We start from the raw sequence: 13,284 nt of genomic DNA on the forward strand, positions 1-13,284 counted from the left end.
ATTTGCAATTCATTGCTGAGAAGGAAAATATCAAAACTGAAGAAACAGCTTTACACATAATTGCGCAAAAAGCAGATGGGGCCTTACGAGATGCCTTAACAATTTTTGATCGTATTGTTAGTTTTACTCAAAATGAAATCACCTATGATTTTGTTGTGCAAAACCTTAACATTATTGATTATGATTATTTTTTCAAAGCAATCGATCTGATTCAGACAAAAAACATTGCCGAATTATTACTTGTTTTTGATGAATTATTGAACAAAGGTTTTGATGGACAAAATTTCCTGATGGGATTAAGTGAGCATTTGAGAAATTTACTGGTTAGTCAATTACCCAATACAGATGTATTATTGGATGTACCCGAAACAGTCAAGAACCGTTTTATTGAGGCTGCAAAAAAAACAAATAAATCATTTATACTTTCTGCATTAAACATACTCAATCAGTTTAACTTAAGCTATAAGGAAAGTAAAAACCAGCGCCTACACACTGAATTGGCACTTATTAAGCTTGCCTATATTTCGGATGCAATCGATTTAGTCAAATCCCTTGAGGATCAAAAAAAAAAAGCTGAACCAACAGTAGCATTGCCTCCTCAAAAAGAAACAATAGAAGCTAAACCGAAACAAGAAGAAGTAAAAACGCCAAATACTACCCAACAAAATAGCGAATCCAGTAATTTAGCTAAAGAAGAATCAAAACATCAGGAAAAAATCCAACCAAAGAAAAAGAATGGTATTAGTAATTTTGCTAATTTGAATACAGTAAGGGAGCAATTAATTCAGGAAGAATCTGAAGAAAAAGCAAAACTCAAGCAAGTTCAAGAAACTCCATCCGATGGAATAGATGAAAATAAGAAAGTGCCCATTAATCAGAAACACTTTCAGGAGATTTATAGCAAATATTTGGATGAAGAGTTGAAAAATAACATGATTAGCTTATACAATAGTCTGAAAGATAACCCCATCAAGTTTCCAGACGATTTCTCCATTTTATTAGAATTTGAAAATGCATCGCTTGAGGAAAGATTTCGGAAAGTGATGTCGCGCTTTATTGAATTTATGAACGGCCATCAAATCGAAAACTTCCAGATTAATACAACAACCCGCGAAGTGACCAAAGAAGAGAAAAGCAAATACCTGATTAGTCCAGAGGATAAATACAAGCACTTAAAAGAAAAAAACCCGGAACTGGAGAACCTTCAAAAAAATCTTGGTTTATCTCCCAAAGACTAATCTTCAAATTTACATTTTCCTATAACTTCTATCCCGCTATCTTTTGTTCTGCACATGCGTTGATTATTCTCAATCAGCAGCATTATTATTTTATCAGAACAAATAATAAATTCCTGATTTCAAATAGAAATTAGCTGAAAAAAAATATTTAAGTTTGCAGCTTATCAAAATATCTATTTATTTACCTATTTAAAACATCTAGAAGAATATGAGCGGACAAAAAATAAGCATGCAGGAAGGAAAGCTAAATGTTCCGAATCAGCCCATCATTCCATTTATTGAAGGAGATGGTACAGGACCTGACATTTGGAAGGCAGCAAAAAAAGTTTTTGATGCAGCTGTTGAAAAAGCCTATAATGGAACCCGAAAAGTAGAATGGAAAGAAGTATTGGCTGGTGAAAACTCATTTAACAAAAGTGGAGAATGGCTCCCAAAAGAAACGCTGGATGCTTTCAAAGAATACTTAGTAGGTATTAAAGGCCCGTTGACAACTCCAATTGGAGGAGGCATACGTTCATTAAATGTAGCCTTACGTCAAGAGTTGGATTTATATACTTGCTTACGTCCCGTAAAATATGTGGCTGGTGTTCCATCTCCGGTAAATAAGCCTGAAGATGTTGATATGGTCATTTTCAGAGAAAACACAGAAGATATTTATGCAGGAATTGAATGGCAAGCAGGTTCTGATGAAGTAAAAAAAGTTATCAATTTCATTGAGAACGAAATGGGTGTCAAAAAAATCCGTTTCCCTGAAACATCAGGTATCGGAATTAAGCCAATTTCAAAACAGGGAACAACACGCCTTGTGAATGCAGCTATTAAATTTGCAATAGAGGAGAAAAGAAAATCTCTCGTATTGGTGCATAAGGGAAACATCATGAAGTTTACCGAAGGTGCTTTTAAGACCTGGGGATATGAGCTTGCCAAAGAAAAGTACAGAAACGAGATTGTTACTGAACGTGAAAGTTGGATCATTGGAAATAAAGATGCAAATTCTGCATTAAGTGTTGAAGAAAACGCGAAAATGATTGATCCGGGTTATGTAATGATGACACCAAATCAACAAAAAGAAATTCGTGACGAAATAGAAATAGCCATTGCTTTAATGCCTACTCATGGTAACGGACAGTGGAAGAAAAAACTTTTAATCAGAGATACCATTGCAGACATTACCCTGCAACAAGTACTTTCCAGAGCCAAAGAATTCGATGTAGTTGCTACCATGAATCTGAATGGAGATTATTTATCGGATGCACTAGCTGCACAGGTTGGCGGAATTGGAATTGCACCGGGTGCAAATATTAATTATGAAACGGGTCATGCAATTTTCGAGGCCACACATGGAACAGCTCCAAAATATGCTAATCTTGATAAAGTGAATCCGGGAAGTGTGATTATATCAGGAGGCATGATGTTTAAATATATGGGCTGGACAGAAGTAAACGACTTAATTTGGAATGGATTGGTAAAATCAATTGCTCAAAAACAAGTCACTTACGATTTCCACCGCATGATGGAAGGAGCAACATTACTCAAATGCTCAGAATTTGCAGATGCCATTATTGAGAATATGTAATCCAAAATTAACATGATAACGAAACCCCGATCATTTAAAATGATTGGGGTTTTTTATTGCAGCCATTTGCTTTGACAACTTTTAAGATTTGTCAAACTTCAGTCTTTAAGCGACCCAAAGAGGCCACAATTAAACTTTATCGAGGAAAGAGGCATTTGGCATGGTATTAGAATAAGGCTGAATCTTTATATAAAATTAACAAAATACAACAATGACCGCATTAATAGTTTTATTAGCAACCGTTTCTACCGTAATCGGAAGCCTGACCTACACCTATGTTAAATCACGTAGAAAGGCATAATCATAAAATTGATTTGGAAAATTAAAGGCAAAGTTGGAAATCAGCTTTGCCTTTTTCTTTGCAAAAAAACTTAATCTTACAAAATATTTATTAAGATTCCTTCTTAATTAAAACAGAATACATAATTTTGGATCATAATAATAGAAAATGGCTGAAATCGGAATTTTTTACGGCTCTTCCCATGGCAACGTTAAACAAATAGCACGCGAGTTGCGTATACTTTTTGGACCTGAAAATGCTGACATTAGAAATATTAAACACGCTAAAAAAGAAGATTTGGAGGCATACAACTATCTTATTTTTGGTTGTTCAACAAGAGACGCGGGAATGATACAGGAAGATTGGGAGTACAAGCTAGCTATCTTAAGCGAAATAGATTTTCAAAATAAGAAAATAGCGCTATTTAGCTTGGGCGATCAAAAGCACTATCCCAATTCATTTGTTGATGGGATGGGAATTTTATATGATAAGTTGAATGAAAATGACGTAAAAATTATTGGTAACTGGTATCCTTATGGTTACATCTTTCGTAAATCCAAAGCATTTAAACATGGATCTTTTGTCGGTTTGGCTTTAGACGAAAAATTTCAGCACAGTATTACACACGAAAGACTTCAAAAATGGACAGATTATTTAAAAAGTCAGTTTAAGCTTTCACCAAACTAACAGAACATATAATATATAATTATTTATCAATAAAAATAGTTACTTTTAAGCATTCATTCATACTAATGCTATAAAAGCAGAAATGAAAATCAAAGCAAAAAATTTCTTCTTCCTGTTTCTTTTCTCAATAATTTCAAATAGTGTTTACCCCTGTGTAATGGGTGCAGAAATTAGCTGGGATAATGTAGGAACTGATAGTTTTCTGGTTACCTTAATTGGCTATAATGAGTGTGTAGGCATGGGTGTTGGAAATGCAACTCTTCGCTGGAAATGCAAAAACTCAGGCCAACAAATTGGCTATCAATCCATATCACCATCAAGCCCTGAAAGTGTTATTCCTGTTTGCAATAACCAATGCTCGCGCTGCGATTATTCTTCCTGTGCATTCCCTTATGGTTATGAAAAGTTTAATTATACCTACTTAGTAGTTATTGATAGCTCAGTTTCGTGCTGCGAAATAGTATTTTTCTACAGTTCATGTTGTCGGAATTCACAAATTACTACAGGTCCCGGCAACACCAATTTCTATATCGAGTCGATGTTTAATAAATGTCTGGCTCCTCAAAACAGTTCACCCCATTTTGAGAACCCTGCCTTCATGATCAATTGTTTAAATAATAGCTTAACGTTCAATAACGGGGCTACTGATAACGACACCAATGAATATGGCTTGCCACTTGATTCATTGAGTACCGAATGGACATCCCCATTAAGCAGTCCAACAAGTAATGTTTCGTTTTCAGGTCAGTATTCTTTTACCAAGCCTGTTTATTTTTGGGGATTCCCTAACGCAAATCTGAATTTACCAAAAGGTATTCATCTGAACAATTCAACAGGCGATATTTCATTTAGACCCACTAAAGTGGAGCAAACATTATTAACCATTAAAGTATGCGAATGGCGTAAAATAAATGGTATATATACCAAAATTGGAGAAGTCATGCGAGAGTTCCAATTCAATATCATCAATTGTTCACTAAACTATTATCCTACACTAAGTGGTCCTTTTGAAAAAACAATCAGAGCCGGCAATACCATAACTTTTTCTGTTCAAACAGCCGATGGAAATCCAAATGATACAGTTTCACTTGCTTATAAAGGGAATATAAATACAGCTATATGGACAGATAATAGCGGTAGCGTAAAAAGACCATCAGGCAGTTTTACATTCTATACAGATACTGTAAATCAATACGATAAGCCCTTATACTTCTATGTTAATGCAAAAGACGATCATTGCCCCTTAATGGGTTCAATCTCCAAAGCATATAAACTTAATGTTATAAATCTGCCTCCAGTTCAAGTTGAACTACCTAACGACACCCTCCTTTGTAAAGCAGCTTCCCTGACAATATCAACTTCCATCGCTAATTGTTATGGGCAAGTCAGCTATTTATGGAATAATGGCAAAAAAAGCAGCAGCATAACCACTGAACCATTATTTCAGAATAGCCAATTTAGTGTAATGGTAATAGATGAATTAGGCAGTGTAGCCTATGATACAATAAATGTTCAGATCAATCAGCTGCAAGTAAGCATTAGCTCAGATTCAACCATTTGTCTAGGCGATTCTATTGATTTGGCAAGCTATGTTTCAGATAATATGGGCTCAGTTGCTTATCAATGGTCAAGTGGTCAACAAACCTCAACGATTAATAGCAGCAGTTTGTATAAGGATCAGGTCTTTTCACTTACTGTGACTGACACAACTGGCTGCCAAGCTACAGATAGCAACCTAATTCTGGTAAATCAATTCGATATAGACCTTATTCAGGATAGTATTTTATGTTCAGGCGAAAATGTAGAATTGCAGCTTCTTCCTAAAATTGATGAAAGCGACTCCGTATTAAGTTGCCAATGGATAGCTGGAAACAGTCAGCAAGTTGTTGGAATAACAGCATCATTGATGTCCTCAGTTGATGCAATGTATTACTGTAGTGCAATGGATAACTTTGGATGCAAAGCCAGTGACAGCATTCACACTACGTTTCATGCACGACCAATTGTAATCATTGATTCTTTCTTTTCCGTTTGCAAAAACGAATATGTTAATCTTGACACTTTGGTTCAGCCAAAAAATGGGCTATGGAGCTGTATGGATAGCAATCTTATTCATGGACACCTTTTCAACAGCTATTTGGCTGATACAGGATTTTACAAACTCCATTATATATTTTCAGATTCCAATCGTTGTGAAACCTCTGTTCAGACCGATATCCTGATTTATGGATTGCCTGCAATCAAAATGAATCAATTCGACAGTATGTGTGCATCAGAAGGAAGATATTTTTTAAGCGCACTCCCAAATGGCGGATTGTGGTCTGGAAAGGGAGTAGATTCAAACTATTTTGATCCTAGCCAAATGAGCATAATCGACAGTGCCCTTTTCAATTTGGTTTATAATGTCGAAGATCAAAATCAATGTCAAAATTCAGATACACTTAAACTAAAGGTTTTCGAACAAATTGAAGTTGAAGCAGGTGATAGTCAAATAATTTGCATTAATGCTTCGGCACAAAATTTAATGGGAGATCCCATAGGTGGTTTTTGGATTGGGAAAGGAATAATTGAAAATGTATTCAATCCCTCTTCTGCCGGTTCAGGTAATCATTATGCATACTATTTCTTCTTAAATGGAAATTGCATTTCTATAGACTCAATGGCTCTACAAGTCACTGAATTAGCAGATTCTGTAATTGCACGAAGACATGATACACTATTTGTGGAAAGTGGAATGAAATCATATCAGTGGTATTTTGAAGGACAAATAATTGAGGGAAGTACTCAGCACTACCAACTAGTTGATAAAACTGGCCTTTTTTATGTAATCATGGAAGATTCTTTGGGCTGTGTATATCAAAGTATGCAAATGTATTTTTCAGCAATGGCAGATATTAACAAGGATGCAATCCATATTTCTCCTAATCCTGCCAACGGTTATTTTATTTTGAATAGCTCATCCAACGAAACTATTAACTTGTTACTATTAGATCAAAATGGAAAAACAGTACTGCATATGGATGATATCAGCTTACCACAGACCGTTTATACCCATCAATTTGCAAGCGGTATATATACCATCATACTCCTAAGCAAAACGGCTATCCATCAAAAATTAGTACTGTTGCAAAACTAGCATTCGCAGGGAGCAATAAAAAACCCAATTTTTAATAAATTGGGTTTGGATTGTTGACCGATCAGGGGTCGAACCTGAACTCTTCTGATCCAGAATCAGATGTGTTGCCTGTTACACCATCGGTCAATATGTAAAGAACTGAATTTTGTTGACCTACAAGGACTCGAACCTTGAACTCCAGAACCAAAATCTGGTGTGTTGCCGATTACACCATAGGTCATTAAATGCGAGTGCAAAAATATGAAGAATCAAGAATTAACCAAAACAAATTTTCAATTCAAATACAAACAAAAATCCAGCTTAGCTAATCAGCTGTAATTCTGCAACTTACTTAGCAAACGCAACTGATCTTTTTTCCCTGATAACCGTGATTTTGATTTGTCCGGGATAGGTCATAGTCTCCTGAATCTTCTGAGAAATGTCATAAGATAGCGAATCTGAATCTGTATCAGAAACTCGATCACTTTGAACGATGACTCTTAACTCACGTCCTGCCTGAATAGCATAAGCTTTAAACACACCTTCGTGCGATAAGGCAATATCTTCTAAATCTTTAAGACGTTTGATATATGATTCGAAAATTTCTCTGCGTGCACCTGGTCTTGCTCCTGATAAAGCATCACAAACCTGTACAATCGGAGCTAACATGCTGGTCATTTCCAATTCATCGTGATGAGAACCAACAGCATTAACTACAGAAGGATGTTCGTTATACCTTTCAGCCAAGCGCGAACCCAAAACTGCATGGGGTACTTCCGGATCTTCATCTGACACCTTTCCAATATCATGAAGCAAACCTGCTCTTTTTGCTCTTTTCGGATTTAAGCCCATTTCACTAGCCATAATAGCACAAAGGTTGGCTACTTCCCTACTGTGTTGGAGCAAATTCTGTCCATATGACGATCTGTATTTCATACGACCAACCAACCGAATTAGTTCAGGATGCAAGCGCTGTACACCTAAATCCATGCATGTTTTCTCACCAACCTCAATAAGCTCATCATCAATTTGCTTAGTTGTTTTAGTAACAACCTCTTCTATACGTGCTGGATGAATACGTCCATCAGTTACTAATTTATGCAATGATAATCGGGCAATTTCTCTGCGTATTGGGTCAAATCCAGAAAGTACGATTGAATCGGGTGTATCGTCAACAATAATTTCAACACCTGTAGCTGCTTCAAGAGCACGTATATTCCTTCCTTCACGACCAATAATACGACCTTTAATTTCTTCATTTTCAATAGGAAAAACAGATACGCAATTTTCCACTGCCTGCTCTACAGCAACCCGCTGAATGGACATTAAAACAACACGTCTGGCTTCTTTATTGGCAGTAAGTTTAGCTTCATCAGTAATTTCTTTGATCATTGATTTTGCTGAATCTTTTGCATCTTCTTTTAAACTTTCAACTAATTGTGATTTTGCAACCTCAGCAGACATTCCAGCTACTTTTTCAAGTTGATCAACCTGCATTTGGTGTAATTTTTCAAGCTCATCCTTTTTTCTGATATTAATTGCTAATTGTCTTTCGAGATCTTCTTTTGTTTGCATGATCTCGTTTTCTTTTCTTTGTAAATCTTCTGACTTTCTTCTGAGGTTAATTTCCTTTTCTTTTAGTTTATTGGCATTTGAGTTTAGAATTTTATTTTTATTTTGAATCTCACGTTCATGATGTGATTTCATCTGCAGATATTTCTCCTTCGCTTCCAACATTTTGTCTTTGCGGATGATTTCAGCTTTATCTTCAGCTTCTTGAAGCATTATCTTGCTTTTTTTGCTGATATCAGATTCCTGCTCTTTTAGCTTTCCAGCTAAAACTTTCCTCCCTAAAAAAACTCCGGTAGGTAAGGCAGCAACAGTTAATCCGATTAGTAATGGAATTATGTAGCCCATGATTTTATATTAAGTATTTATAAAAATGCTTAGCCGCTACATGGACAAAGAGATGTAAAGTGTCATTTAGGACACAGAAAGAAGTGACTCAATATCAATAAGTTGTTTTATTAGCGAATCGTGATCATCAGATTTCTGAGATTCAGAATTCAATGATTCTGTCATTATTTCCAACGCACACATTGATAGTGCTGCTTGCTTATCTTTAATAGAGTATTGCTCAATATATAGATTTACCTTTTTATTAATTAGTTCTGCAGCTTTTCTGATATTCTCCTCCTCTTCTGCATATACTTTCAAGGGGTAAATACGATCTGCTATATTCACTTTTATTGAGATTTGTTCTTTCATTTACCTCGTTCTTAGCCTTTTAGTAGCTCTAAACCTTTATCGATTTCAGTTATTAGTTCGTTTATTGTAGATTTTAATTTTTCTTTGTCTTCTACTTCAAATTTATTTGAAAATTGCAAATTTAAACTTTTATTCTCTAATTCCTTTATACGTGATTCAGCACGCTCATTCTCCTCTTTAAAAGCTATAACTTGCGCTATCAATTCCTCATTCTCAGCACTCAACTCCTTGTATTGTTCAAGTAATTGTTCTGCTTTGCTATGAAGTCGTTTTATGGTTGTTGCCAGGTCTGTCATTTCCTGATTATTGCTTTATGCTGGTTTTCAAGTACATTAATTATTGTACTAATATACGAATCAACTTGTTTATCTTTTAAAGTATTTTCATCATCCTGAAATTTCATACGAATAGTATATGATTTTTTATCGGAATCAAGGTTTTTTCCTTCATATACATCCAGTAAAATCAGTTCTTTCATCATTTTAATATGAAGAGCCTCAATACTTGATTTGATGTCTGAATATTTTATTTCCTTGGTTAAAACAATTGATAAATCCCTTAACATAAATGGGAATCGGGCTGGTTGCTGATACTGAATTGATTTTTTGCGATATAGTTTGTATAAATAATCCAGATTTAATTCTGCATAGTATACATCATCTTTGATATCATACCTACTTCCTATTTCTGCTTTAATAAGTCCCAGTTTTGCCAGTTCTTTACCATTAGCTGTTAATAAAATGGCAAAAGAATAGTCGTTTTCCTTGATCGATTCTTCCAATATATTTGCCTTCACGCCCGATAAGGATATCAAATTTTGAACGATCGATTTCAAGAAGTAAATATCGATTTTCTTTGTTTTTTCAAACCAACTTTCATCATGAATAGAGCCACTCAGCCAAATAGCAAGTTTTTCCTCCTCAATGTATTTTCCTTCTGCTTTTTGAAAATATATTTTACCCATCTCAAAAAACTTGAGATTATACTGATTACGTTTATAATTGTAAGAAAGAGCATCCAATCCGGATAATAAAAAATTATTGCGAAGTGTATCCAGGTTTGCATTTACCGCATTCAGCGTTTTAATGGCTTTTTTCTCTGTATTCTCCTGATCAATATTGGCCGAAGAAAAGAAGGATGGTGTTAATAGTTCATTAAAACCTGAGGATGTTAAATAATTTGCTAATCCGTTCAAAAATTTACTTCTTTCATCAACTTTAGACTCAGGAAGTGGCGTTGTTACCAAATCACTGAATTCTATTTTATTGTATGAATAAATGCGCAATACCTCTTCAACCAAATCAATGGGTCGCAAAACATCAGGACGATAAGTTGGCACTTCAACTTGAATCATTTTATCATTTTCTTTTAAAACTGAATATTCCAGACTTTTAATAATGTCAACTATTACGCTATTACTCAATTTATTGCCTAAAATACCATTCACATAATCAAAGGAAAGATCAATAACTTTATTCTTAATTGGTTTAGGATAAGCATCAATAATTTCAGAACTGATTTCTCCTCCTGCTATTTCTTTGATTAATAAAGCAGCTCTTTTTACTGCATCCACAGTAAAGTTTGGATCTGATCCACGTTCAAAACGATAAGCAGCATCGGTAAAGAAAGTGTGCTGACGAGCTGTTTTACGAATTGATGTAGGGTTAAAATGAGCTGACTCTATTAGTATTGAATCTGTTTCTGCGGTTACCATGGATTCGAAGCCTCCCATAACACCACCTATAGCAATTCCTTTGGTTGCATCACAAATCATCAACTCGCTGCCACTTAATTCAACTTCAGATTCATCTAATGTTTTGAATTTTATTCCTTTGGCTAATTTTTTAACGATAATATGTTTGTCGCTTATTTTTGCCAAATCAAAAGCATGCAGAGGCTGGCCATTTTCAAACATTAAAAAATTACACGCATCTACAATATTATTGATGGGATTTAGCCCAATTGATTTCAATCTGTTTTGCAGCCATTCTGGTGAATCTTTAACTTCAATTCCACTAAGGCAAACAGCTGAATATCTGGGACATAAACTTTCTTCCTCAATACTAACTTTTATATCTTCTCTAGAATTTTCGACTTTAAAAGCATCAATGCTTGGATATTGCGCCTTTGTTTTGCTGAAAGCAGCTACATCTCTGGCAACACCCAACATCGAAATAGCATCGCCCCTATTGGGTGTAATAGCAATTTCAATAATAGCATCTCCCTCATCCTTAATGGTATCTTTAAAAGGGATTCCTGTTTTAATTTCGCTGTCTAAAATCATAATGCCATCATGGCTCTTTCCGATTCCAAGTTCATCTTCAGCGCAAATCATTCCTTCTGACAAGGATCCGCGGAGCTTTGATTTTTTTATTTTAAATGGATCGCCTTCAATAGGATTCAGAACTGTTCCAATGGTAGCCACAGGCACTTTTTGTCCGGCTGCAACATTTGGTGCACCACAAATAATTTGCAAATCAGATTCTTGCCCAATGTCAACTTGACAAATAGTTAGTTTATCAGCTTCGGGATGTTTTTCAACAGATTTTACCAAACCCACTAAAACCGAATCAGCTAATTTATCTTTTTTCAGGTTTTTTTTGACTCCTTCGACCTCTAATCCAGTATCTGTTAATATTTCTGCAATCTCATCTACAGATAAATTAACGTCCAGATATGTATTAAGCCAGTTGTATGATATCAGCATAAATTATTCTAATTAGTGTATCTTTATCCAAGAAAAAAAGACTACAAAGTTAATCCTGTATAAAGAATAATTCAGGGATTGTTCCAATTTAATTTGAACAAACTAAATGGCTTATAATAAGTAATTTAAAGATATTAATATATATTTGCCAAGATTCAATAAACGACCTAATAAACTTAAATTAAAATGACAGAGAAACTCACATCACAGATGTTAATAGAAATGGAGGACAAATTTGGTGCACACAACTACCATCCTCTACCGGTCGTATTGGCCAAAGGTGAAGGTGTTCATGTTTGGGATGTTGAAGGAAAGAAGTATTATGATTTTCTTTCAGCTTACTCAGCCGTAAACCAAGGACATTGTCATCCTGCCATTATCAAGGCACTCATTGATCAGGCTAAAACCTTAACACTCACGTCCAGAGCATTTTACAACAACACGCTTGGTGTTTGGGAAAAATACATGGCAGAATATTTCGGCTATGATAAAATGCTTCCTATGAATACAGGAGCTGAAGCTGATGAAACCGCCATCAAATTATGTCGAAGATGGGGATATGATGTGAAAGGAATTGAAAAAAATAAGGCAAAAATTATTGTCTGCAATGAAAACTTTCATGGAAGAACAATAACCATCATTTCAGCTAGTACCGATCCTGATTCCTATGAAGGATTTGGTCCCTTTACCCCCGGATTTGTAAAAATCCCTTATAACGACTTAAGCGCTTTAGAAGAAGCACTTAAAGATCCGAATGTAGCAGGTTTCTTATTTGAACCCATACAGGGTGAAGCAGGTGTATTTGTGCCTGATGAAGGTTATTTGAAAGGAGCATACGATTTATGTAAAAAGAATAATGTACTTTTAATTGCTGATGAAGTACAAACAGGTATTGCACGTACAGGTAAACTGTTAGCATGCGACCATGAAGGTGTTCGTCCTGATATTGTTATTTTAGGAAAAGCATTATCAGGTGGAGTTATACCAATATCAGCTGTTTTAGCCGATGATGAAATTATGTTAGTCATTAAGCCTGGTGAGCATGGTTCTACTTTTGGCGGCAACCCATTGGCTGCTCAGGTAGCAATGGCAGCATTGAATGTAGTTAAAGATGAAAAACTAGCAGAAAATGCAGAGAGGCTGGGTCAAATATTCAGGAAAGAACTGAGTGAATTTGAAAATGAAACAATAAAACTTGTTCGTGGAAAGGGATTACTCAATGCAATTGTTGTTGATTTGAAAAACGGCAAAACTGCATGGGACTTATGTGTTGCTATGAAAGACAATGGATTATTAGCCAAACCAACTCATGGCGATAAAATACGTTTTGCGCCACCGCTGGTCATAAATGAACAACAGTTGATGGAATGCATTGACATCATCAAGCAAACTGTTAAAGAATTTGAATAATTA

9 protein-coding genes and 2 tRNA genes are annotated in these 13,284 nt (G+C 35.3%); 5 read left to right on the forward strand and 6 right to left on the reverse strand.

What is annotated here, in order from left to right; genetic code table 11:
- The 4 genes from HOG71_01295 to HOG71_01310 form a co-directional block, all read left to right on the forward strand.
- Positions 1-1,238: hypothetical protein (locus HOG71_01295; GenBank protein MBT5989464.1), on the forward strand; the 1,238-nt coding region annotated here is incomplete at its 5' end.
- 208 nt (positions 1,239-1,446) lie between these two features.
- The gene (icd, locus tag HOG71_01300; GenBank protein MBT5989465.1) at positions 1,447-2,814 is read left to right on the forward strand and encodes an NADP-dependent isocitrate dehydrogenase; all 1,368 of its coding nucleotides are present in this window, start codon (positions 1,447-1,449) and stop codon (positions 2,812-2,814) included.
- A gap of 448 nt (positions 2,815-3,262) precedes the next feature.
- A complete protein-coding gene (locus tag HOG71_01305; GenBank protein ID MBT5989466.1) occupies positions 3,263-3,781 on the forward strand; it encodes a flavodoxin in 519 nt (172 codons plus the stop codon).
- 82 nt (positions 3,782-3,863) lie between these two features.
- Positions 3,864-6,917: a T9SS type A sorting domain-containing protein gene (locus HOG71_01310; GenBank protein MBT5989467.1), complete on the forward strand. Its 3,054-nt coding sequence runs from the start codon at positions 3,864-3,866 to the stop codon at positions 6,915-6,917.
- 53 nt (positions 6,918-6,970) lie between these two features.
- On the opposite strand, the gene HOG71_01315 is transcribed toward HOG71_01310, so the two are convergent.
- The 6 genes from HOG71_01315 to HOG71_01340 form a co-directional block, all read right to left on the reverse strand.
- Positions 6,971-7,043, reverse strand: a tRNA-Gln gene (locus HOG71_01315).
- Positions 7,044-7,065: 22 nt separating this feature from the next.
- Positions 7,066-7,137 (reverse strand) — tRNA-Gln (locus HOG71_01320).
- 107 nt (positions 7,138-7,244) lie between these two features.
- Complete coding sequence (gene rny / locus HOG71_01325; protein ID MBT5989468.1) at positions 7,245-8,813, reverse strand: ribonuclease Y; 1,569 nt, start codon at positions 8,811-8,813, stop codon at positions 7,245-7,247.
- A 66-nt stretch (positions 8,814-8,879) separates the two neighbouring features.
- Positions 8,880-9,164, reverse strand: a complete 285-nt coding sequence (locus HOG71_01330; protein MBT5989469.1) for a cell division protein ZapA — start codon at positions 9,162-9,164, stop codon at positions 8,880-8,882.
- Positions 9,165-9,175: 11 nt separating this feature from the next.
- Complete coding sequence (locus HOG71_01335; protein MBT5989470.1) at positions 9,176-9,460, reverse strand: hypothetical protein; 285 nt, start codon at positions 9,458-9,460, stop codon at positions 9,176-9,178.
- Positions 9,457-11,871, reverse strand: coding sequence for a phenylalanine--tRNA ligase subunit beta (locus HOG71_01340; GenBank protein MBT5989471.1), 2,415 nt, complete (start codon positions 11,869-11,871; stop codon positions 9,457-9,459). The genes HOG71_01335 and HOG71_01340 overlap by 4 nt, the downstream gene beginning before the upstream one ends.
- Before the next feature lie 186 nt (positions 11,872-12,057).
- Between HOG71_01340 and rocD the strand changes: the two genes are divergently transcribed.
- Complete coding sequence (rocD, locus tag HOG71_01345; protein ID MBT5989472.1) at positions 12,058-13,281, forward strand: ornithine--oxo-acid transaminase; 1,224 nt, start codon at positions 12,058-12,060, stop codon at positions 13,279-13,281.
- The last annotated feature ends 3 nt before the right edge of the window (positions 13,282-13,284 follow it).

The sequence above is a fragment of the Bacteroidota bacterium genome, assembly GCA_018698135.1.
Taxonomy (GTDB): Bacteria; Bacteroidota; Bacteroidia; order CAILMK01; family JAAYUY01; genus JABINZ01.